The sequence below is a fragment of the Enterococcus sp. AZ103 genome (assembly GCF_051714685.1).
GTDB classification, from domain to species: domain Bacteria; phylum Bacillota; class Bacilli; order Lactobacillales; family Enterococcaceae; genus Enterococcus_A; species Enterococcus_A alishanensis.
On the sequence record NZ_JBIOSI010000001.1, the window covers coordinates 2,702,330 to 2,723,162 of the forward strand.

Here is a 20,833-nt window from a genome sequence, read left to right on the forward strand (position 1 = left end):
CCCCTACTTTCTATTATTGATTCATGGAGACAGCCATTTTTAAGCTGTTCATAGTATTTTCATTACTGATTTTATAAACAGTGGTTCCTTCTTGCCAAGCAACTACATTTGAATGATAGTCACTACTAGTTATCATAAAACTACCAGATCCAACATCTTTCGGCGCTGGTAAAAAAGCCTTCTCTAAGTATTCGACAATTTCTTTAGCTAAAGGTTGCGGGTCTTCTCCTTCTAAATTGTTTGCCTGGATTGCCATCGAACAATTGCCTTCTTGCCAATTCAAATAAGTCGAACCTGCACCACTTTGCTGATGCCCAATAATATTATGGCCTAAGTCAGTTGCTTGACCGCCAGCATCAGTATTGGGTGCGACATCATTTTTTGCTTCTTCTGTAGTATTATGGAGAATTCGTTGAAATTGTCCTATAGGTGTTGCATTTGATAATAATGGATCATTTAACGGAATTTGTTTATCTACTAAATAATAGGAAACCGTTAGCGTATTTTCCTCTTCACCAACTGCGATGGCGATTTCTTCAGTTGGATCAACTGAAGTGATCATTGGAAATCTTTCTCTTGGATAATGAGCTTGTAATTCAGTCATGGCTATATTATCACTAGTTTGGTTTTGACTTTTATTTACTTGATTGTCGTTGGAGATTGTTTCAGAAGTTTGTTGGCTATCCGCATTTGTCTGACTAGTTTCAACAGTTTTTTCTTTAGTAGAACTATTTTGACTATTCTCATCGTTGTTTTGACAAGCTGCAAATAAAAGTAACGTACTTGCCAATAAAAAATATTTTTTCATTGAAATCTCCTCCTGTATTTATTTTACCGTAAATACGTCCTAAACCAAATAAAAAAACCTGACGCTAAAATCAAAAGACTTCGGCGTCAGGTTCATTCATTTATTTACCATCAACGATATTTAGACGAACTTTTTTGGGGCCAGTTGTTCGAACACTATAAACTAATGTACGAATAGCTTTCGCTACCCGACCTTGTTTGCCAATAATCCGTCCGATATCTTCCGGCGCAACCGTTAAGTTGTATTCGAAAAAGTCTTTGGATTCGTCAATTTCTAATTTTACTTCGTCTGGCTTAGTAACCAGTGGATGAACAATTGCTAAGACTAATTTTGTTAAATCTTGCATCTGACTTCACCTTATTTCTTTGTAAATTTAGCTTCGTGATGTTTTTGCATGATTCCTTCTGTAGAAAGGATATTACGAACTGTATCAGAAGGTTGCGCACCTTTTTGTAACCAGTTTAAAATATCTTCTTCTTTTAAAACGACTTCTGCAGGGTTTTTTAATGGGTTATATGTACCTACAGTTTCGATAAAACGTCCATCACGAGGAGAACGAGAATCAGCTACGACGATACGGTAAAAAGGTTTCTTTTTAGAACCCATACGTTTCAAGCGAATTTTTACTGCCATGTATTACTACACCTCCATATAATTAATCACAAGATGTAGTCTAACATGCTTTCAAACTCCTGTAAAGAGTTTTTTCTTTACAGCGTGAAAATACTTTAGTTATCACCTATTTATAATGGTGAGCTTATTGTTTGATTAAATTACTTATTTTTTGTAAGATAAATTTGTAATCGAAATTTAGGAGGAAATTATTCATGACAAAAAAAATTGGTTTTATCGTAGGTAGCTTAAGAAAAGACTCTTTCAACAAAATCGTTGCCAAAAAATTCGCGGAATTATTACCAGAAGGTTTTGAAGCGGAATTTATCGAAATCGGTGACCTTCCCCTTTACAACGAAGATTTAGATGCTGAAGGAAATGTTCCTGCTGCATGGACTCGTTTCCGTAATGAAATGAAAAAAGTTGATGGTGTATTCTTCTTCACTCCTGAATACAATCGTTCAGTCCCTGCTGCTTTGAAAAATGCTTTAGATGTTGGTTCTCGTCCTTATGGCGAAAGTATTTGGGGTGGCAAACCAGGTTTAGTTGTTTCTGTATCACCAGGTGCGATTGCTGGTTTTGGTGCAAACCATCACTTACGTCAAAGCTTAGTCTTCTTGGATGTACCAACATTACAACAACCAGAAGCTTACATTGGCGGCATTGCAAACTTAATTGATGAAAATGGAAATATTGATCAAGGTACAGTTGATTTCTTCAAAGTAATCATCGAAAAATATGTAACATTCTTCAATAACTTAGCTGCGTTTGAAGCTTAATATAAAAAAATAAAGCGAGTAACATTCAAGACCGAATGTTACTCGCTTTTTTTCTTTAAATGTAACTCCGCAAATTGTCCAAATTGACGGGTTTCTACTAAAGTAAATTGCTGTTTTCGTTCTTGCGTTAAAAATAAGGGAATTCCTGAGCCTAATAGAATTGGAACAATCTGAATCCACCATTCATCAATTAGTTCGGCTGCCAATAATTCTTTAACTAGACCGGCGCCACCTACAACCCAAATGGTTTTATCTACTGGTAGATTTTGAACAAATCTAACCGGATCCCCTGAAATCAATTCAAACCCATCTATTAAATCTAGAGGCTGATGACTAAAAACAAAATTTTCAGTGTCAGCATAGAAATTGACTGTACCCATCTCTGCCTGTGCTCCTTGATAAGTCTTTCGACCCATCATAGTATAATCCAAGCTTTGGTAAAATCTCTCATAATCATCAGAATTATCTCCTGGATTTGTAGTTAACCACTCTAATGAATGATCCTGATCAGCCAAATAGCCATCTAAACTGATAGCACCATAAAAGACAACTCTTGCCATTTAGAAATTCCTCTCTAATTCTTTTACCTCACGATATCGAAAACAAGCGATTTCGTGATCATTTATTATGCCGACAGCTTGTAAGAAAGCATAAATGGTAGTTGAGCCAACAAATTTAAAGCCTTTTTTCTTCATATCCTTCGTAATTTCATCTGATAATTCGTTGGATACAGGAACCTCAGTGATATTTTTTCGCTTGCCATCAATCACCTTTCCTTGCGTAAATTCCCAAATATAATCTGAAAAACTTAATCCACCAGCTTCCATCTCCAAGACTTTTTGCGCATTATTAATCGCTGCTTCTATTTTTCTGCGATTGCGGATGATTCCTGCATCTTGCATTAACTCTGTAATTTTAGCCTCATCATAATGAGCAATTTTTTCAATGTTGAAATTATCATAAGCGGCATCAAAATTATCTGATTTATTCAATATTGTTGACCAACTTAATCCAGCTTGATTCATATCCAGAATTAATTTGCGGAATAATTTTTGACTATCATAAACCGGCACGCCCCATTCTTCATCATGATATTTTTCTTCACTTTTACTGCTGTTAGCCCACATACATCTGTGCATTTTTTCCACCTCATTTTCTTTAGTGTACCAGAAATTTCAAAAAAAAGATTGCGCCACTCAAGTGTACTATGTATACTAGTACACATAAAATAAAAGAAGGAGATTCCAGATGGTTAAAATAAATAAAAATAGCCATAAAGCCTATTATGAACAACTTGTCTTGGGTATTAAAGAAGATATTCTTCAAAATATTTTGCAGCCTGGAGATCGCATTCCTTCTGTTCGTGAAATGGCCAAGCAATTATTAATGAATCCCAATACGGTGAGTAAGGCCTATAAAGTTCTTGAGGCTGAACAAGTTTTAATCACCGTCAAAGGTAAAGGAACTTTTGTCCGGGAAAACAGTAAACTTCCTCGAAATGAACAAAAGATCCAACAATTAAAAGAACAAATTGGCGATTTAGTCGTAGAGGCAAAACATTTACAAGTTTCTTCAGAAGAATTAATTGGTTGGATACAACAAGAAGAAGACAAACTAGGAGGACCTAATCGATGATGATACACGGATTATATAAAACAATTAATCAGCAAATTGTGCTAGAAGATATTCATTTTACATTAGCTCAAAATGAAATTGTTGGTCTGATTGGTCGAAATGGTTCAGGAAAAACCAGTCTCTTTCGTTTATTAGCTGGCTACTATTTACCTGACTCAGGGGATATTCAAATTAACCAACAATCCATTTACCAAGAGCCGACAATCAAAGAGCAAATTTTTTTTATTGACGAAAAGGAAAATTTTTTGAATACTTATTCTCTTAAAAAGATTAATACTTTTTATCGTTTAAACTATCAAAACTTTGATCAAGATTTATTTTTGCAATTGACTCACCAATATGACTTATCACTTCAACTAAATTACCGTCAATTATCGAAAGGCATGCAAGGTTTGTTTCAAATGATTCTGGCGATTTGTTCCAACGCAACTTATTTATTACTAGATGAACCTTTCGATGGTTTAGACGTTATTGTTCGTAAGCAGGTCATTGGATTATTACTAGAGCATTTAAGTGAAAAAAATCGGACTGCTTTGATTGCTTCCCACAACTTAAGTGAATTAGAAGGATTAATTGATCGAGCATTACTTTTAAAAGACAACAAGATTAATAAAGAATACTGTCTGGAAAATATGCGAGAAACAGCTAAAAAAATCCAGCTGGTATTTAAAACCAAGAAAATCCCGGTAATTGTCAAAGAAAATTCTAAACTGATTAATTTTCAAGGTCGGGTGATTACTGTTGTTTTTGAACATTACACTCCAGAATTAGCTGATCAAATAAAAGCTTATGATCCTTTAGTTTTTGAAGAATTACCATTATCTTTAGAGGATTTATTTGAAGCAAATTTAAATGCGCCCCAGAAAAAAATTTTAGATAGGAGTATCTCAAATGGTTAAATCGATTTATTTTGAACGGTATAAAAAACCACTGATCGCCTTTTGCCTGCTGATTATCGGAATTTGTTTAGTCAATGCGAAATTTCAGAGTGACTCTTGGCATCAATCCTACACCCATTACACAGAGGACTCACAAGCTAAACAAAATTTTGAAGATTTTCAAACAGAATACTCCTACTGGGATGACAAATCTCAAAATAATCGAAATTACCAGAATTTCCAAGAATATATTGATTCTAATTTGTATGTCTATCAGCCAGCAACGAACATGTATAATCCATTGAAAATTCCCGCTGCAACAGACTATGAATCACATGAAACCTATATTACTAATACAACAAATTATTCTTCAATTTTATTATTCCTAGTACCATTAGCTGGTTTTTTACTTTTTTTCTTAGACACAAAAACAGGTTTCAATCATTTTCTTTTCTCTCTGCCAGTGACCAGAAAAGAATTATTTATAAAAAAACTTATCTATATTGGTGGACCGATATTATTAACAGTTCTAGCGGGACAAATTCTTTATGCTGTATTGATCCATAATATGATTCCAGCACCTTATATGAATGCCACATTAAGTCAACTTTTTGTTTCAGTTATCAATTATTTTTTCTTAATTTCGACAATATTTTTTGTCAGTACTTTTATTGGCTCAATGGTAGGTAATCTAGCTTTTGGGCCCTTGACTTGGTTGGTTTTTTGGATTTTCACCTATTCTTTCCCTAATGCCATCTCTGCTATTTTTGAAACCATTTCAATTAGTCAAAATAACACACCTTCGATACCTAGTAACTTATTTATCACCACAGTTGGAAAAACAGGTGGTTATTTATCGATGAGTCTGCTCTTTATATTGCTCAGTCTAGGCTTCTTAACTTGGGGATATAAAAAAAATCAGACAATCAGCCTAGAAAATGATGGTAACTATCTACTCAATCAAGAATCTCGCTGGCCCGTCTGGATTTTCATGACTAGCTTTTGTACATTCATTTTAGGAAATACTTTTTTTAGTCCTTGGTATTCATACTATATCAGCCGCTCAATTGGTGAAATCTATTCAGTTTGGCGGCCAATCGGAAGTAGTTTATTGATTTTAATCTTAGTTGGTTTGACTTGTTATGTGGTGGTTTTCTTTTCAACCATTAAAGAAAAATTTGCTTCAAGAAGAAAACAGATAATTCACTCAGAATAATTTTGGGAGGGATACTCCATGTTTTTAGAGATTCTTTTTACCTTATATCAGATTTTTTGTATTTTTCTTCCATGCCTTATTTATCAATGGATCTATTTACGAAAAAATACTGATCCAATTCCCTTATCTCGATTAGTTTGGCGTTATATTTTTATTTTTTATCTTTATTTAGTCATCAATATTACTGGTGTTGGAACACTTTGGGATATTTTAAGCTATCCAGAAATTATCAGAATTGACGAAATTAGTTTAATCCCTTTTCAGGCTAGTAGTTTAATGACAAATTTATTGAATGCTTTCATGTTTATGCCCTTAGGTTTTTTATTACCTCTGATTTGGAAAAAGTATCGTCAGTGGTTCGCTCCGATTTCCTTAGCCTTTGGATTTTCATTAATGGTTGAATTATTGCAACTATTCAATCGTCGAGTAACTGATATTAATGATTTGATGATGAATACCTTAGGTGCTTTTTTAGGTTTTCTTATATGGCGAGGATGGCAATGCTTAATAAACCAAGAGAGTAAAGAAATTATGGCATTTAACAAACATGAAGCTGCTAGTTATATTTTTCTTAGTTTGATAGGAACGTTCTTTTTATACAATTGGCGCTTTTTCTTGCGTTTTTTATAGAGGAGGACATTTTTAATGAATACAAAAAGAAATGGCAAAATACTACTGACAGTCTACTTAATTGTTCTTGTCTGGATTTTACTTTTTAAGCTCGCTCTTTCTTTACCTGGAATTATTCAATCGTTCAATACGCAACGCAGTCTTAACTTGATCCCTTTCCAAGGCTCAACAATTATTAATGGGAAAATTGGTTTTTTAGAAATTTTCTATAATTTTTTAATCTTCCTTCCTTTTGGTGGTTTACTGTCTGTTTCCAGTAAACGAACCTCATTTTTAGAAAAAACAATGCTGATGATCGCTTTTAGTTTAACCATTGAAATTCTACAGTTTATTTTAGGTATTGGGGCATCCGATGTGACCGATTTATTGATGAATGCTTTAGGTGGGATAATGGGTTTGCTGATTTATCGTTTATTATTACGTTCATTTTCTGAGATAAAATTAGACAAGTTTTTAGTGATGCTTGGTAGCGTAATTTTCGTACTTTGTTTAGCTTTCGTTGCCTTTATTATTATTTACAACTTATAAAAAAAATGGGGCATCCAGATAAGATGCTCCATTTTTTCACTTCAATCTATTTACGTTTCTTTTTCTTCTTCTTATTTTTCTTCACCATCCGGTTCATGGCCATCTTACCCATTTTACCTTTGATTCCTGAGCCAAACATTTGGTCCATTCCTGCTGGCATCGAGCCCTTAGACATTTGTTGCATCATTTTACGAGATTCTTTAAATTGTTTAATCATTCGATTAACTTCAACCACAGAATTTCCTGAACCTGCTGCAATTCGACGACGGCGACTTGGATTTAATAAATCAGGATCTTCCCTTTCGGCTTTCGTCATTGAATAGACCATGGCTTTTTTTCGTTCCACATCTTTTGGATCAACTTGAATATTTTCGATTCCAGGCATTTGATTCATTCCTGGAATCATTTTGATTAAATCTTCAATTGGTCCCATGCTCATTACTTGATCTAATTGTTCGATAAAGTCATTAAAATCAAAGCTGTTTTCCTTCATCTTACGCGCAAGTTCTTCAGCCTTTTGTTCATCATAATCTTGCTGCGCTTTTTCAATTAAAGTCAGCATGTCCCCCATCCCTAAAATCCGAGAAGACATACGATCTGGATGGAATACTTCTAAATCAGTTAGTTTTTCACCAGAACCAATAAATTTAATTGGCGCACCAGTCACTGACCGAATTGATAGTGCTGCACCACCACGAGTATCCCCATCTAATTTGGTAATAACAACCCCAGTGATACCTAATTGTTCATTAAAGCTTTCTGCTACATTGACTGCATCTTGTCCAGTCATCGCATCGACAACTAATAAAATTTCGTTTGGATTAGCCAATTCTTTGATTTGTTTTAACTCATCCATCAGCGTTTCATCAATATGTAAACGACCAGCGGTATCGATTAAAACATAGTCATTTTTCTTTTCGCGGGCTAATTCCATCCCTTGACGTACGATTTCAACTGGACTAACATCTGTTCCCATATCAAAAACAGGTACATCTAACTGTTGTCCTAAAACTTTTAATTGATCAATCGCCGCAGGACGATAAACGTCTCCAGCAATCATTAATGGTCGGGCATTTTCATTTTTTATTAGATAATTTGCCAATTTTCCAGCAAAGGTTGTCTTACCAGCCCCTTGCAAACCAGCCATCATAATTACCGTTGGAATCTTAGGTGATTTTTCTAAGCCGACAGTTTCAGAGCCTAAAGTTTTAGTCAATTCTTCATCAACAATTTTGACGATTTGTTGTGCTGGAGATAAGCTGTCTAAAACTTCTTGGCCTAAAGCCCGTTCCCGTACATCTTTTGTAAAGCGTTTCACAACTTGCAAGTTAACATCGGCTTCTAATAAAGCCAAACGGATTTCTCGCATCATTTCGGTAATATCTGATTCAGTAATTTTACCTTTTCTTCTTAATTTACTCATCGCCTGTTGCAGACGTTCGGTTAAACTTTCAAATGCCATTTATTTTCTCCTTCTATTCATCTAAATCTTGTAATTCTTTGATATCACTAGCTAAATGCTCATCTTTTGGATAATGTTCACTGACATACGTTTCAAGACGTTCTAACACATCTTGTCGTACCATATAGTCAGAAAACAAAGATAGCTTGCGTTCATATTCTTCTAAGATTTTTTCTGTCCTTTTGATATTATCATAAACTGCTTGTCGACTCACGCCATATTCTTCAGCAATTTCTCCTAAAGAAAAATCATCGGCATAATACAGTTCCATATAATTCATCTGCTTTTCTGTCAGTAATGTTGCATAGAATTCAAACAGTGCATTCATGCGGTTCGTTTTCTCAATATCCATTTAAGACACCCTCTAACTGACTTTCTTCTGAATATATTTTAATTCCATGATTGATAAAATAAGCTGTTGCAACACCGACACCGTTTATTTTTGTCCCTGAAAAAGTGCCATCATAAATTTTTTTACTGCCACAAGACGGGCTACGTTCTTTTAAAATTAATTCAGTTATTTGTTGCTTTTCTAGCTTTTCATAGGCACGAATTGCACCTTGCTTGAAAGATTCTGTCACATCTTGACCGTTTTTATCGATTACTCTAGCTTCTTCTTGCCAGACATCAAAGCCATCTCCGCCAACAATTTCTGCTGGTGTTCGTGGTGTTGACATCTCTCCTAAAACTTCTGGACAGATTAAAACTGCTTCATGGTCAGCTAAATAATCTTTAATTTGTTTGATTTCATTATGGTTACCATCATAACGACAAGCAATTCCCGCCAAACACGAACTAATTCCTAACATAAGCTCCTCCATTCCGATAAAAAAGGTGACAAAACTGCCTATTCATTATACCATTTATTCATAGTAGTAAATAGTCCTACAAGGATGAAAAGAAAACAACATTGATTTTTCATTTTTCAGATTTAAAAATAATAAGCGAACAATAATTTATATATTTAAAAGGAGAACCTAATGAAACATATACTGGTTGTTGACGATGAACCGTCAATTGTTACACTATTAACCTTTAACCTTGAAAAAGAGGGTTATCAAGTTACTTCAGCAGAAGATGGATTGATTGGTTATGAACTAGCTTTAGCAGAAAACTATGACTTTATCATTTTAGATGTCATGCTGCCTTCAATGGATGGTTTAGAAATTGCAAAGAAATTACGACAAGAAAAAATTGACACGCCAATACTAATGCTGACAGCTAAAGATGAGGCAATTGATCGAATTTTAGGTTTAGAGATTGGTGCAGATGATTACTTAACCAAACCCTTTTCTCCAAGAGAAGTTTTGGCCCGGATGAAAGCTATTTTCCGTCGGATCGAGCCTAGACGGGAAAAAGAAGATACTACTCACGAATATTTAACTGCCGGTGAAATTCAAGCTGATTTAAGCAATTATCAAGTCACAGTTCGTGGCGAAAAAATTGAATTAACACCTAAAGAATTTGAGCTGTTGGTATATTTTATGAAGCGTAAAAATCGAGTCATTGATCGAGATACTTTGTTAGATCGCATCTGGCAGTATGATTTTTCTGGTCAAAGTCGAATTGTTGATGTACACGTCTCACATTTACGGGAAAAAATTGAAGCCGATCCAAAACATCCGCAATATCTACAAACTGTTCGTGGCTTTGGATATAAATTTCAGGTACCGGAACAATGAAACGCAGACAACTAGACTATGTTGTTTTATTACTCATCATTGGGCTATTATTTTTTGGCAGCTGGCGTTTAGCAAATCGATTTTATACCAATCAATTAATTAGCCAACAGGAACAAACGCTAGAAGAAAATGGTCGCGTTTTATCCAGCCAACTAGATTTAAACAATTTAACTGATGAAAAAAATCAGCAAACCATTGATCAATTTTCACAAGAAACAGAAGAAAGAATTACTTTATTGGATGCTGATGCAAAAATTATCTATGATACTTTTGATCACAGTCTCCACGACAGTCGGAGTAATCGACCTGAAATAAAGTCTGCCATTGATGGTAATAGTGTCGGCTCTGCTGTCCGCTATAGTGTTACTTTAAAAGAAAATCTGCTCTATACTGCTCAGCCGATAAATCAACAAAATCAAATGGTGGGGATTATTCGAATTGCGAAACCAACAGCTGTTTTCGAAGAGCAAACGCAAAATTTCCGTCGCTCCATCTTCTTTGTCTTTTTACTTTTTTATTTAGTCATCTATGGTATTATTTTTTATTTAATCTATCAACGTAATCGGCCTATCCAAGCAGTTCTACCCGTATTAAAGCGAATGGTCGAGCAGCCTGATAAAAGCAATTATGTCATGCAAAACTCTTCTCAGTGGCAGGAATTATATCTGACCATCAATGAATTAGGGGAACAAATTAATCAAACATATGCTGCCTATACTTCAACTGAGGAACAATTTACTACCTTGTTTCATGAGTTAATGATTGGGGTTTTCATGATTGATACTGAAGGAAAAATTGTTATGATGAATCCAACGATGGAAGAGATGTTGCAAGTTGCTGGTGCGGAAAACCATTTCTATTGGGATGTTTTTAAAGACAATAAAATGATTCAATTAATTCAGCAAACACTTGTCGAAAAAAAACAGATTTATGAAGAAATTACTTTACAAGAACCCTCGCAACTTAGCTTAGAAGTGCGTATGCGTTATTTAGAAAATTTAGTCAATGGTGATCAGATTATGGCTACTGTTTATGACCTAACTCATGTCCGTAATTTAGAAAAAATTCAACGGGATTTTGTGGGTAATGTCTCCCATGAATTGAAAACGCCAGTGACTTCACTAATTGGTTTTACAGAAACCCTATTAGATGGCGCAAAAGAGGATCCTGAACTAACCACTCAATTCCTGGAAATTATCGAAAAAGACGCCAAACGTTTGCAACATTTAATTACTGATATCATCGAACTTTCTAAAGACAGCACCCATTTATCTGATCAGTGGCAAACGATTGATTTAGATTTATTTTTACAACAGCAAGTCGATTTGTATAATCATCTATTAACACAAAAAAATATTTCAGTATCCATTGATAAAAATGGTTCAGCACTTTTCCAGACACAATTAACTTTCTTCCAGCCAATTGTCAAAAATTTACTGGAAAATGCGATTCAATATTCTTCTCAAGATAGTCAAATTATCATAAGTTATGATAATGCCAATGACCCTTTAATTTTGAAAATTCAAGATCAAGGCGTCGGTATCAGTCAAGCGGATCAAGAACGTATTTTTGAAAGATTTTATCGAGTCGATAAAGACCGTAGTCGCCATTCTGGCGGTACTGGTTTAGGGTTAGCTATCGTAAAAGAATATAGTGAAATCCTTGGCGGCACCGTCAACATTGACAGCCATCCTCAACTAGGCTCAACTTTTATTGTAACTCTACCAAAACATTAAAAAAGGACTGTTAGATTTTTTCTAACAGTCCTTTTTCATATTATTGATTTGTTACATTACCCTCTGCATCACGTTCTACTTTCATTTCGGTGATTGGTAGATAACCTAATTTTTTGACTGGTCCATTTTGGATTTCATCAGTTGTCATATAATCCATGAAATCTTTCAATGCGCCTTTAGGTTCACCATTAGTATACATATGCTCATATGACCAAATTTTCCAGTCGTTGGTTTCAATATTTTTAGCATTAGCAGTGATACCATCAACTTTCAATGCTTGTAAACTATCATCTAAATAAGAAAGTGCTAGGTAGCTGATTGCCCCAGGTGTATCGCCAACAATTTTTTTCACAGTTCCTGAAGAATCCTGTTCTTGTGCCTTGATTGGCTCTTGTCCATCTAAAGCAAATTCTTCAAAAGTTGCCCGTGTACCACTTCCAGAAGCGCGATTGATCACGTTAATTTCTTGATCTTTTCCACCAAGTTCTGACCAATTAGTAATTTTACCCGTAAAGATATCAATTAATTCTTGTTTCGACACGTCTTCAACGCCTACATCTTTATTTACTACTGGAGCAAATCCTACAACAGCGACTTTATGATCGACTAATTTGCTAGCATCGACACCTTCACCGGCTTCAGCAAAAATATCTGAATTACCTATCTCAACAGCACCGCTATTAATTTGACTTAAACCAGTCCCACTTCCGCCACCTTGGACCGAAATTTGAACATTCGGATGTTCTGCTACGTAACTTTCTTGAGCAGCATCAACTAATGGTTGTAAAGCTGTTGATCCAACTGCAGTAATTTTAGCTGCCTCATCACCACCACTGCTATCCTGACTAGAATCATTACTACTTCCACAACCTGCTAATACAAGTCCTGATACAAATAACGTTAAAAATAATTTCTTCATCATTAATCTCCTTAACATTTCGACTGTCTTCGTCTTATTTGAAAAAGTCGTTTCTTTATTACAAAAACAACTTTAACAAAGCTTTGTAAATGAAGAATTGTTTTAAGGTAAAGCTCTCGTAAAGATATGTAAATTTTTAGTAAAGACAAAATAAAAGTCATTTTCCTAGTTTTGACGTACAATATTTTCGAGGTGAGGAAAATGCTTATCATTTATTATTTTATCGACGATACTGTTACTAAAAAAGCTTATCAAAATGCAGCGGATTTCATTGGTGCGCAATTAAAAGAAGTCCCCGATTTAGAAGATTACTATCGAATTGATAAAGTGATTTTAGCCGACCAAGAATTAACGCTGAAAAATAAAACTATCGGTGGCTTGTTCGATCATTTGAATAAATAAAAAATAAGGTTGCGACATCTAAATCGCAACCTTATTTCTTATTTCCCTAAATATTCAGTTAGTCGTTTTACCGCTTCTTCTAAATCTTCCATCGATGCAGCATAACTCAAACGGACATATCCTTCTCCTTCAGGACCAAAAGCACTTCCTGGGATTAACGCCAGTTTATTTTTCTTTGCTAAATCCAAACAGAAATCCATGGCATTCAACTGGATATCAGCAGGTATTTTTGCAAATAAATAAAATGCCCCTGATGGACGAGCCACATCAAATCCTAAATCCGTCATAGCTTGATACAAATAATCTCTTCTAGCTTTGTATTCTACCCGCATAATTTCACCATCGCGAATACCCTCAATTAAAGCCTCAACTGCAGCCATTTGAGAAATCGTAGATGCTGCTGTAACTAAATATTGATGGACCTTTATAATTTGATCGGTTAATTCTTTCGGTGCACAAATAAATCCAATTCTCCAACCAGTCATTGCATGAGATTTAGACAACCCATTAATAACGATAGTTTGATCGCGCAAGTATTTCCCAAATGAAACATGCTCACCTTCGTAATTCAATTCACTATAAACTTCATCACTTAGCACAAAGACTGAATATTTTTTCAAAGTTTCTGCCAAAACTCGTACTTCTTGATCGTTATAAGCAACCCCAGTTGGATTAGACGGTGATGTCATGATAATCGCTTTTACTTTATCACCATGCTCTGCCATTGCTGCTTCTAATTTTTCTGGCGTCAAAACAAATCCACTATCTCGTGTATCAATCGCAACTAGCTCAGCGCCAGCTAAAGTAACAATCGGTTCGTAGCCAGGATAAGTTGGCGCCGTAATCAGCACTTTGTCTCCCGGATTCAAAATCGCCAATAAGCTAGCAGAAATTGCTTCTGTTGCACCGACTGTAACTAAAATTTCATTCTCAGGATTGTAATGTAAATCATATTTCTCTTTGAAAAATTGACTAACACCTTCACGAACGTTCACTAAACCAGCCATACCACTATAATGACTGTAATTATTTTCAATCGCATCTTGTCCTGCTTTTTTAACATGCCCTGGTGTATTGAAATCTGGTTCACCTAAAGTCAATTTTAACATCCCAGGAATTTGTGATACTTCCTGATCAAATTGACGAATCAACGATACTTCAATCTTATAAACATTATCATTAAATCTATCCTGTAATTTATTCATAAAAACCCTCCATTTCTAATCATATTATCACAATAAAAAAGATAGTAAAGATTCAATTTCTTTTTTTCAATTCAAATAGAAATAGTTATTAAAATATCGCAAAATTTCCTTATCACTAAGATTCAATGGAAGAAAAATAAAATAACTTTAATTATCTATCATCATTCTTATCTGAAGATTGAATAATGATATTAGTAACTATAAAATAACAATATAATTACTATTAGGAGATAAATATGCTATTTTATAATAAAGTATGGTCGCTTTCTTTTCTCTACTTTTTAATTCCCTATTGCCATCTAGCTTTAGCTATTGACTACCAATACCATTCATTGCTAGGTATTTTCATTGCTTTATTTATCGTCTCCATATTAGGATTTTTTGCTGGTAAAACCAATTATGTTTTCCATTTATTATTAGGTAACTTTATCAATCTGATTCTTTCTTACCTGATTATTCTATTAGAAACAAAATTCGTTGTTGCTTATGACAATAGCTTTTTAAATATTTCTGTTTTGTACAGTTTATTCTTAATAGCACAATTAATCAGTTGCTTTTGGGGCAAACTGTTTAGGAGTGAAAAAAAAGGCTTACTAAAGTAGCAAAAATAAATAATTATTCAAAAAAAAAGAGCTTTCCTGTTGCCAGGAAGGCTCTTTGATTATTGTCATAAAAACAATCGCGAATAATTGAATTATTCTGCAGCGTTTGTATCTTTGAGACCGTATTTTTTGTTGAAACGATCGACACGTCCATCTGCTTGTGTGAATTTTTGACGTCCAGTATAAAATGGATGTGAGTCAGAACTTGTTTCAACACGAATAACAGGATAAGTATTGCCATCTTCCCATTCGATTGTTTCTTGTGAAGATTTTGTAGAACCTGACAAGAATTTGAAACCAGTCGTTGAATCCATAAATACAACTGGGTGATATTCTGGGTGAATTCCTTGTTTCATCTTTTTTCGCTCCTTTGCCCTGAATCATTTGCTGAATCAGAGTTATTTTTGCATTTTCGCAACAGATATATACTATCATGAAAAATTCAGCAATGCAATTATCTTTTCATATTTTTTCGTGGGGCGCGACTACCAAATGAAACATCTTTGAAAGCTTCAAAAAAGGCTTCATTATTATTGGTTTTACGTAGAAACTGAATAAATTGTTGGGTATATTCCAAAGAATCTCCCACCATATTTTTACGAATTTTCCAAATTTCTTCTAAGTGTTCTGGTGCCATCAGCAACTCTTCTTTTCGGGTACCAGATTTTTTAATATCAATTGCTGGGAAGACGCGACGTTCAGATAATTCACGTGATAATTGTAACTCTAAGTTCCCAGTTCCTTTAAACTCTTCATAGATAACGTCATCCATACGGCTACCTGTATCAACTAAAGCTGTAGCTAAGATTGTTAAACTACCGCCTTCTTCAATGTTTCGTGCCGCGCCAAAGAATTTCTTTGGTTTAAATAAAGCATTAGGATCAATACCGCCGCTCAAAGTCCGGCCACTTGGCGGTACTACTAAATTATAAGCCCGAGCCAAACGGGTAATACTATCCATTAAAATCACGACATCGCGTTTGTCTTCAACTAAGCGCATTGCTCTTTCTAGCACCAATTCAGAGACACGCGTGTGATTACTTGGTTGTTGATCAAATGTTGAATAGACAACGTCACCTTTAATGCTACGTTCTAAATCAGTTACTTCTTCCGGACGTTCATCAATCAATAGCACAATTAATTCAACTTCTGGGTAGTTATCTGTAATACCATTGGCAATTTCTTTTAACATAGAAGTTTTACCAGCTTTCGGTGGTGCAACAATTAATCCTCGTTGACCAAATCCAACTGGTGCAAATATATCAATCATTCGAGTAGATAAACGGCCACCGGTTGTTTCTAGCGTCATATGACGGTTGGGATAAAGTGCGGTTAAGGCTGGAAAATGAGGACGTTCTTTAGCTTCTTCAGGATCCTTACCGTTAACTGATTCTACGTGCATTAATCCGTAATAACGCTCTGATTCTTTTGGTGGACGGGCTTTTCCGGCAACTTTATCGCCATTTCTTAATCCAAAACGACGAATTTGCGAAGAAGAAATATAAATATCTTCCGCACTTGGCCCATAATTAATTGGACGCAAAAAGCCGTAGCCTTCTTGTCCGACGATATCCAAGACACCTTCCATATAAAAGAAGCCTTGCTTTTCAGCTTGGGCACGAATAACTGCCAAAGCCAATTCTTTTTTATTCATTTTATTGTAATAGGGAATCTTGAACTGGCGCGCATAACCGTAAATATCTTTTAGGGTTTTGTTTTCCAGCTCAGCCATTGTTAAATAGTCGCTCATTTTAAACCTCTTCCTGCACTTCTTCTTCGATCATTTCAATGGTTGCACCAAGATTTGTCAATTTTTCAATAATGTGGTCATAGCCTCTTAAAATATATTCAACATTGTAAATTGTTGTTTTACCTTCTGCCATTAATCCAGCAATTACTAAACAAGCACCTGCTCTTAGATCAGAAGCTACAACCTCAGCACCATGCAATTTATTCGGGCCATTTAAAATAATTAAATTACCCGCTACTCGAGCGTTAGCACCCATTCTTACCAACTCAGGAATATGATTAATCCGCTTTGAATAAATCGTATCAGTAATTTCGCCTGTTCCATGAGCCTTAAGCAATAATGATGTCAGCGGCTGTTGTAAATCAGTCGCGAATCCTGGATAAGGAGAAGTCGTCACACTAACCATCTTTAAATCATGAGAAGGCAATACTTCAATCGCATCTTCAGAAATATTCATTTTTACGCCAATTTCTTGTAATTTTGCGATAAAACTTTCTAAATGTTCATAAATCACATTGTGGACTGTTATCCCTTCACCCATTGCTGCTGCCATCGATAAGTAAGTCCCCGCTTCGATTCGATCGGGGATAATTGAATGAATCGTGCCATGTAATTCATCTACACCTTCAATTCTAATTTCATCAGTACCCGCACCACGAATTTTTGCGCCCATATTATTTAGTAAGGTCGCTACATCAATAATTTCTGGTTCACGGGCAGCATTTTCGATAATTGTTCGCCCTTTTGCTTTAACAGCTGCCAACATGACATTAATCGTTGCCCCTATGGAAACAACATCCATAAAAATTCGCTCACCATTCAGGCCATCCTCATTTGTACGCAAATAAATCACACCATGCTCATTGGAAACCTCTGCACCTAAAGATTCAAAGCCTTTAATGTGCAGATCAATCGGACGCGGACCTAAGAAACAACCACCTGGCAAACCAACAACGGCCTCCCCAAATTTTCCTAACAAAGCACCCATGAAATAATAGGATGCTCGTAGTGAATTAATTTTTCCGCTTGGCATTGGAATTGACACCACATTGGTAGGATCAATCACCATTTTATTATTTGAAAAATCAACCTTTGCACCCATAATTTCTAAAATTTCAATCAAAGAATACACATCTTGAATGTCTGGTACACCTTCTAAAGTTACCGGCGAATCCGCCATAATCGCTGCAGGAATCAACGCTACCGCACTATTTTTTGCTCCACTAACAGTAACATCGCCTTTTAATGGTTTCCCACCAATAATTTCTATTTTTTTCATAATTTATATTCACCTATACGTTTTTTATTTTCATCATTTTAAATTACATAGACCAACAACCATTTTATCATAAAATTGATTTTATAAAAAGATAGGCGTAAGAACTTATGAAAAGTACAAAAAAAACCTCGGATTTCTCCGAGGTTAAATCTGTTTTAATTAAGCTTTACCAGCTGAACCAAACCAGTCAATGTGTTCTTCAGCATCTTTGATGATTGCTTCCACACCTGGTGCTAATAATTTACGAGGGTCAAATCCTTTACCTTCTTGATCTTTACCAGCTTCGATGTAAGCACGTGTTGCTTTAGCGAAAGATAATTGGAATTCAGTATTTACGTTTACTTTAGAAACACCCATAGAGATTGCTTTTTCGATTTGTTCTTGAGGAATACCAGAACCACCGTGTAATACTAGAGGTACATCATTACCTACAGCATTTGCAATTTCTTGTAAGTGATCAAACGCTAAACCTTTCCAGTTTTCAGGATATACACCATGGATATTGCCGATACCACAAGCTAAGTAGTCGATACCAGTGCCAACCATTTGTACACATTCGTTTACGTCAGCTAATTCGCCAGCACCGATAATGCCGTCTTCTTCGCCGCCGATTGAACCAACTTCACATTCAACTGATACACCTTTTGCATGTGCTTTTTCTACAACGTCTTTAGCTAATTTCAAGTTTTCTTCGAATGGTAAATGAGAACCATCAAACATAACTGAAGTATAGCCAACTTCGATACATTCTAAAGCAGCTTCGTATGAACCATGGTCTAAGTGAATTGCTACGGGAACTGTGATACCCATAGAATCTACTAAGTCAGTAATTAAATCTACACATAATTTGTAGCCGCCCATATATTTAGCAGCACCCATTGATGTTTGGATTAAAACTGGCGCTTTTTTAGCTTCTGCAGCTCGTAAAATCGCTTGTGTCCATTCCAAGTTGTTTGTGTTAAATCCTCCGACAGCGTAACCGCTTTGGCGTGCTGCATTTAAGAACTCTGCTCCTGATACTACTGGCATAAATAAATTCCTCCTAAGAATTTTCTTTTTGGCTAAGACGAATCTTAACTAACGACCCTATCATATCAAAGTTTTTACAAGTTTGCTACCACAAACCTTTTAGTAAACACTTACATTTTACAAATATTTTTTATTTTATTTTTTTCAGATAAGTGAAAACATATGAATTAAATTGATGGACTGAAAAAAGTTGTTTCCTTCAATCGTGGAACCCGTAATTTATCTATTCCTTGTTGTAAATCAACCAAATTTTTATAAGAAGGAATATCCTCCACAACAAAAAGTTTATCATTGGGAATTTTTTTCAAAGTAAAATTGGCTACGTAAATATCCACTTCAATTGTTTGAGGATCTTTCAAGTAATAGAATGAGTCGGGCTGAACTTTAGTTTCTATTTTTTTGCCAAAAACTGCTTTTAGGTAATTAGCTAATGATTCCGCATGATACCTTCCTAGATCACTAAATACTGCAACTTCAACAACTTTTCTTAAATTATCAAATTGTAAAAAGAAGTCTTTCCAATAAAAAGCGACTACTGTAATCATATGGTCAAAATACATTGAATACCAAGGGCAATCAGTCTTTGCTTCTAAATCTTTTAAGATCTTTTCCATTACTTTACCAAAAAACAAATGATCTTGAGTTAGAATATGGCTGCTATACCAACTGCGATTATAAAAAATATATCTTGGATAAGGATAAATTTTATGACGCATATAAGTCTTTATAAAAGCCGCATTAATTCGCTCACGACTCTCATTATCGATGGTAAAGTCAAAGCTAGTAATTACTTGGTCAACAAAATCATAACCAATTTTTCGCAAACGCAATGATTCCTCAACGTTATCCCACGCAAATTCCCACCAAAAAACAGTAATGATAAAATCTTCTTTCCATTTTTCAGGGAGTTGATATCCTAAAGGAGCGATAATTTTTTCCATGTCTGGTTTATACTTTTCCATCAAAGCGATTAGTTTTCGATGCCTTGCAGTCATCCTTGGCACTTTGACCATTAAATAATTTTGCTCACTACGTACAATAGTTACAGCAATTGCATAAGCTAAATCAACACGATCTACATCACCGTGCTCCCAATGAAAATCTTGATTCATTTGTTCTACAAAATTATAGACCGCTTTTTGATCAAGCTTAAAGGGCCATTCATGAATGCCATAAGCCTCCCAAAAAAACCTCTTAAAAAAAATTTGGATTTGCCGTTCATTTTTTCCTTCAATTCGATAAGGTGTTTTATTTAAGTCCATCCCTCTTAAATTGAGTACTTTTTGAATCTTTTGTGCTAAACGATATAAAGAAGCGCTACTTAAATGAAACGTTTTTTTCCAGTATTCTGCTGTTCGATTTGGGTTAAAAAATATAGCTTCTAATAATTTAAAGGCGCTAGAATCCTTTAAAATATAGCGATAAATGTCATGGATCGAATGATCTTTCGATTGGATCAATCGATATCCTAATTTTTTTTGATAGTCCATCGTGATATATTCTGACCAATGATCTTCTAAGTAATGTAAATCTGCTATGACTGTCTTCCGAGAAACATTCGTTGCTGCCATTAAATCCTCTATCGTGGACCAACCAGTAGCACTATGTAACGCATATAATAAATAAAATCGCCGGCGCATCGTATTGGATAAAATTGTTTCCATATTGCAAAACTCCTTAC

At 35.0% G+C, this 20,833-nt stretch carries 25 protein-coding genes; 10 read left to right on the plus strand and 15 right to left on the minus strand.

Going from position 1 to position 20,833, the window contains the following annotated elements; translation table 11 throughout:
* Positions 1 to 13 precede the first annotated feature (13 nt).
* From ID741_RS13450 to rpsP, 3 genes are all read right to left on the minus strand, one after another.
* Positions 14 to 808 carry a hypothetical protein gene (locus ID741_RS13450; protein ID WP_438720306.1) on the minus strand — a complete coding sequence of 265 codons (795 nt, stop codon included), beginning with the start codon at positions 806 to 808 and terminating at the stop codon, positions 14 to 16.
* 100 nt (positions 809 to 908) lie between these two features.
* Positions 909 to 1,154, minus strand: a complete 246-nt coding sequence (locus ID741_RS13455; RefSeq protein ID WP_218324652.1) for a KH domain-containing protein — start codon at positions 1,152 to 1,154, stop codon at positions 909 to 911.
* Positions 1,155 to 1,165: 11 nt separating this feature from the next.
* Entirely contained in the window at positions 1,166 to 1,441 is a 276-nt protein-coding gene (gene rpsP, locus ID741_RS13460) for a 30S ribosomal protein S16 (protein WP_438720307.1), read from the minus strand.
* A 194-nt stretch (positions 1,442 to 1,635) separates the two neighbouring features.
* On the opposite strand from rpsP, the gene ID741_RS13465 reads away from it, so the two are divergent.
* A complete protein-coding gene (locus ID741_RS13465) occupies positions 1,636 to 2,199 on the plus strand; it encodes an NADPH-dependent FMN reductase (protein ID WP_218324650.1) in 564 nt (187 codons plus the stop codon).
* Positions 2,200 to 2,237: 38 nt separating this feature from the next.
* Here the strand turns inward: ID741_RS13465 and ID741_RS13470 are convergent, their stop codons facing one another.
* Positions 2,238 to 2,759 carry a dihydrofolate reductase family protein gene (locus ID741_RS13470; RefSeq protein ID WP_438720308.1) on the minus strand — a complete coding sequence of 174 codons (522 nt, stop codon included), beginning with the start codon at positions 2,757 to 2,759 and terminating at the stop codon, positions 2,238 to 2,240.
* Entirely contained in the window at positions 2,760 to 3,338 is a 579-nt protein-coding gene (locus ID741_RS13475) for a DNA-3-methyladenine glycosylase I (RefSeq protein ID WP_438720309.1), read from the minus strand. It abuts the gene before it with no gap.
* A gap of 109 nt (positions 3,339 to 3,447) precedes the next feature.
* Between ID741_RS13475 and ID741_RS13480 the strand changes: the two genes are divergently transcribed.
* The 5 genes from ID741_RS13480 to ID741_RS13500 are packed head-to-tail and all read left to right on the plus strand — an operon-like array spanning position 3,448 to position 7,086.
* The gene (locus ID741_RS13480; protein WP_438720310.1) at positions 3,448 to 3,834 is read left to right on the plus strand and encodes a GntR family transcriptional regulator; all 387 of its coding nucleotides are present in this window, start codon (positions 3,448 to 3,450) and stop codon (positions 3,832 to 3,834) included.
* Entirely contained in the window at positions 3,831 to 4,733 is a 903-nt protein-coding gene (locus ID741_RS13485) for an ATP-binding cassette domain-containing protein (protein ID WP_438720311.1), read from the plus strand. The genes ID741_RS13480 and ID741_RS13485 overlap by 4 nt, the downstream gene beginning before the upstream one ends.
* Positions 4,726 to 5,928: an ABC transporter permease gene (locus ID741_RS13490; protein WP_438720312.1), complete on the plus strand. Its 1,203-nt coding sequence runs from the start codon at positions 4,726 to 4,728 to the stop codon at positions 5,926 to 5,928. Before ID741_RS13485 ends, ID741_RS13490 begins: the two co-directional genes overlap by 8 nt.
* An 18-nt stretch (positions 5,929 to 5,946) precedes the next feature.
* Entirely contained in the window at positions 5,947 to 6,558 is a 612-nt protein-coding gene (locus tag ID741_RS13495) for a VanZ family protein (protein ID WP_438720313.1), read from the plus strand.
* A gap of 15 nt (positions 6,559 to 6,573) precedes the next feature.
* Complete coding sequence (locus tag ID741_RS13500) at positions 6,574 to 7,086, plus strand: VanZ family protein (RefSeq protein ID WP_438720314.1); 513 nt, start codon at positions 6,574 to 6,576, stop codon at positions 7,084 to 7,086.
* Between the two features lie 46 nt (positions 7,087 to 7,132).
* Here the strand turns inward: ID741_RS13500 and ffh are convergent, their stop codons facing one another.
* Genes ffh through ID741_RS13515 form a run of 3 tightly spaced genes read right to left on the minus strand, consistent with a single transcriptional unit; the run spans position 7,133 to position 9,357 of the window.
* Positions 7,133 to 8,548, minus strand: coding sequence for a signal recognition particle protein (gene ffh, locus ID741_RS13505; RefSeq protein ID WP_438720315.1), 1,416 nt, complete (start codon positions 8,546 to 8,548; stop codon positions 7,133 to 7,135).
* Between the two features lie 13 nt (positions 8,549 to 8,561).
* Entirely contained in the window at positions 8,562 to 8,900 is a 339-nt protein-coding gene (locus ID741_RS13510; RefSeq protein WP_438720316.1) for a putative DNA-binding protein, read from the minus strand.
* On the minus strand, positions 8,890 to 9,357 hold the full coding sequence (locus tag ID741_RS13515; RefSeq protein WP_438720317.1) for a DUF523 domain-containing protein: 468 nt from the start codon (positions 9,355 to 9,357) through the stop codon (positions 8,890 to 8,892). Before ID741_RS13515 ends, ID741_RS13510 begins: the two co-directional genes overlap by 11 nt.
* 171 nt (positions 9,358 to 9,528) lie before the next feature.
* On the opposite strand from ID741_RS13515, the gene ID741_RS13520 reads away from it, so the two are divergent.
* Both ID741_RS13520 and ID741_RS13525 read left to right on the plus strand, forming a co-directional pair.
* Complete coding sequence (locus ID741_RS13520) at positions 9,529 to 10,230, plus strand: response regulator transcription factor (RefSeq protein ID WP_218324639.1); 702 nt, start codon at positions 9,529 to 9,531, stop codon at positions 10,228 to 10,230.
* Positions 10,227 to 11,966, plus strand: a complete 1,740-nt coding sequence (locus ID741_RS13525) for an ATP-binding protein (RefSeq protein WP_438720318.1) — start codon at positions 10,227 to 10,229, stop codon at positions 11,964 to 11,966. The genes ID741_RS13520 and ID741_RS13525 overlap by 4 nt, the downstream gene beginning before the upstream one ends.
* Positions 11,967 to 12,006: 40 nt before the next feature.
* Here ID741_RS13525 and ID741_RS13530 read toward each other — a convergent pair whose 3' ends face one another.
* The gene (locus ID741_RS13530) at positions 12,007 to 12,885 is read right to left on the minus strand and encodes a phosphate ABC transporter substrate-binding protein PstS family protein (protein ID WP_218324637.1); all 879 of its coding nucleotides are present in this window, start codon (positions 12,883 to 12,885) and stop codon (positions 12,007 to 12,009) included.
* 201 nt (positions 12,886 to 13,086) lie between these two features.
* Here ID741_RS13530 and ID741_RS13535 point away from each other — a divergent pair, with 201 nt between their 5' ends.
* Positions 13,087 to 13,287, plus strand: a complete 201-nt coding sequence (locus ID741_RS13535) for a hypothetical protein (RefSeq protein WP_218324636.1) — start codon at positions 13,087 to 13,089, stop codon at positions 13,285 to 13,287.
* Positions 13,288 to 13,325: 38 nt separating this feature from the next.
* On the opposite strand, the gene ID741_RS13540 is transcribed toward ID741_RS13535, so the two are convergent.
* Positions 13,326 to 14,492 (minus strand): pyridoxal phosphate-dependent aminotransferase, encoded by a 1,167-nt coding sequence (locus ID741_RS13540; RefSeq protein ID WP_218324635.1) that lies wholly within the window; start codon positions 14,490 to 14,492, stop codon positions 13,326 to 13,328.
* 236 nt (positions 14,493 to 14,728) lie between these two features.
* Here ID741_RS13540 and ID741_RS13545 point away from each other — a divergent pair, with 236 nt between their 5' ends.
* Positions 14,729 to 15,094 carry a hypothetical protein gene (locus ID741_RS13545; RefSeq protein WP_438720319.1) on the plus strand — a complete coding sequence of 122 codons (366 nt, stop codon included), beginning with the start codon at positions 14,729 to 14,731 and terminating at the stop codon, positions 15,092 to 15,094.
* A 92-nt stretch (positions 15,095 to 15,186) separates the two neighbouring features.
* On the opposite strand, the gene ID741_RS13550 is transcribed toward ID741_RS13545, so the two are convergent.
* From ID741_RS13550 to ID741_RS13570, 5 genes are all read right to left on the minus strand, one after another.
* A complete protein-coding gene (locus tag ID741_RS13550) occupies positions 15,187 to 15,450 on the minus strand; it encodes a type B 50S ribosomal protein L31 (RefSeq protein WP_218324633.1) in 264 nt (87 codons plus the stop codon).
* A 98-nt stretch (positions 15,451 to 15,548) separates the two neighbouring features.
* Positions 15,549 to 16,844: a transcription termination factor Rho gene (gene rho / locus ID741_RS13555; protein WP_438720320.1), complete on the minus strand. Its 1,296-nt coding sequence runs from the start codon at positions 16,842 to 16,844 to the stop codon at positions 15,549 to 15,551.
* Between the two features lies 1 nt (position 16,845).
* Positions 16,846 to 18,123 (minus strand): UDP-N-acetylglucosamine 1-carboxyvinyltransferase, encoded by a 1,278-nt coding sequence (locus ID741_RS13560; RefSeq protein ID WP_218324631.1) that lies wholly within the window; start codon positions 18,121 to 18,123, stop codon positions 16,846 to 16,848.
* 159 nt (positions 18,124 to 18,282) lie between these two features.
* Positions 18,283 to 19,152 carry a class II fructose-bisphosphate aldolase gene (locus tag ID741_RS13565; protein ID WP_218324630.1) on the minus strand — a complete coding sequence of 290 codons (870 nt, stop codon included), beginning with the start codon at positions 19,150 to 19,152 and terminating at the stop codon, positions 18,283 to 18,285.
* A gap of 167 nt (positions 19,153 to 19,319) precedes the next feature.
* The gene (locus ID741_RS13570) at positions 19,320 to 20,816 is read right to left on the minus strand and encodes a helix-turn-helix domain-containing protein (RefSeq protein ID WP_438720321.1); all 1,497 of its coding nucleotides are present in this window, start codon (positions 20,814 to 20,816) and stop codon (positions 19,320 to 19,322) included.
* Positions 20,817 to 20,833: the final 17 nt, after the last annotated feature.

Excerpts from the sequence above, each read along its gene's own strand:
- ID741_RS13450 (WP_438720306.1), bottom strand. The coding sequence starts at position 808 with ATGAAAAAATATTTTTTATTGGCAAGTACGTTACTTTTATTTGCAGCT.
- ID741_RS13455 (WP_218324652.1), bottom strand. The coding sequence starts at position 1,154 with ATGCAAGATTTAACAAAATTAGTCTTAGCAATTGTTCATCCACTGGTT.
- rpsP (WP_438720307.1), bottom strand. The coding sequence starts at position 1,441 with ATGGCAGTAAAAATTCGCTTGAAACGTATGGGTTCTAAAAAGAAACCT.
- ID741_RS13465 (WP_218324650.1), top strand. The coding sequence starts at position 1,636 with ATGACAAAAAAAATTGGTTTTATCGTAGGTAGCTTAAGAAAAGACTCT.
- ID741_RS13470 (WP_438720308.1), bottom strand. The coding sequence starts at position 2,759 with ATGGCAAGAGTTGTCTTTTATGGTGCTATCAGTTTAGATGGCTATTTG.
- ID741_RS13475 (WP_438720309.1), bottom strand. The coding sequence starts at position 3,338 with ATGCACAGATGTATGTGGGCTAACAGCAGTAAAAGTGAAGAAAAATAT.
- ID741_RS13480 (WP_438720310.1), top strand. The coding sequence starts at position 3,448 with ATGGTTAAAATAAATAAAAATAGCCATAAAGCCTATTATGAACAACTT.
- ID741_RS13485 (WP_438720311.1), top strand. The coding sequence starts at position 3,831 with ATGATGATACACGGATTATATAAAACAATTAATCAGCAAATTGTGCTA.
- ID741_RS13490 (WP_438720312.1), top strand. The coding sequence starts at position 4,726 with ATGGTTAAATCGATTTATTTTGAACGGTATAAAAAACCACTGATCGCC.
- ID741_RS13495 (WP_438720313.1), top strand. The coding sequence starts at position 5,947 with ATGTTTTTAGAGATTCTTTTTACCTTATATCAGATTTTTTGTATTTTT.
- ID741_RS13500 (WP_438720314.1), top strand. The coding sequence starts at position 6,574 with ATGAATACAAAAAGAAATGGCAAAATACTACTGACAGTCTACTTAATT.
- ffh (WP_438720315.1), bottom strand. The coding sequence starts at position 8,548 with ATGGCATTTGAAAGTTTAACCGAACGTCTGCAACAGGCGATGAGTAAA.
- ID741_RS13510 (WP_438720316.1), bottom strand. The coding sequence starts at position 8,900 with ATGGATATTGAGAAAACGAACCGCATGAATGCACTGTTTGAATTCTAT.
- ID741_RS13515 (WP_438720317.1), bottom strand. The coding sequence starts at position 9,357 with ATGTTAGGAATTAGTTCGTGTTTGGCGGGAATTGCTTGTCGTTATGAT.
- ID741_RS13520 (WP_218324639.1), top strand. The coding sequence starts at position 9,529 with ATGAAACATATACTGGTTGTTGACGATGAACCGTCAATTGTTACACTA.
- ID741_RS13525 (WP_438720318.1), top strand. The coding sequence starts at position 10,227 with ATGAAACGCAGACAACTAGACTATGTTGTTTTATTACTCATCATTGGG.
- ID741_RS13530 (WP_218324637.1), bottom strand. The coding sequence starts at position 12,885 with ATGAAGAAATTATTTTTAACGTTATTTGTATCAGGACTTGTATTAGCA.
- ID741_RS13535 (WP_218324636.1), top strand. The coding sequence starts at position 13,087 with ATGCTTATCATTTATTATTTTATCGACGATACTGTTACTAAAAAAGCT.
- ID741_RS13540 (WP_218324635.1), bottom strand. The coding sequence starts at position 14,492 with ATGAATAAATTACAGGATAGATTTAATGATAATGTTTATAAGATTGAA.
- ID741_RS13545 (WP_438720319.1), top strand. The coding sequence starts at position 14,729 with ATGCTATTTTATAATAAAGTATGGTCGCTTTCTTTTCTCTACTTTTTA.
- ID741_RS13550 (WP_218324633.1), bottom strand. The coding sequence starts at position 15,450 with ATGAAACAAGGAATTCACCCAGAATATCACCCAGTTGTATTTATGGAT.
- rho (WP_438720320.1), bottom strand. The coding sequence starts at position 16,844 with ATGAGCGACTATTTAACAATGGCTGAGCTGGAAAACAAAACCCTAAAA.
- ID741_RS13560 (WP_218324631.1), bottom strand. The coding sequence starts at position 18,123 with ATGAAAAAAATAGAAATTATTGGTGGGAAACCATTAAAAGGCGATGTT.
- ID741_RS13565 (WP_218324630.1), bottom strand. The coding sequence starts at position 19,152 with ATGCCAGTAGTATCAGGAGCAGAGTTCTTAAATGCAGCACGCCAAAGC.
- ID741_RS13570 (WP_438720321.1), bottom strand. The coding sequence starts at position 20,816 with ATGGAAACAATTTTATCCAATACGATGCGCCGGCGATTTTATTTATTA.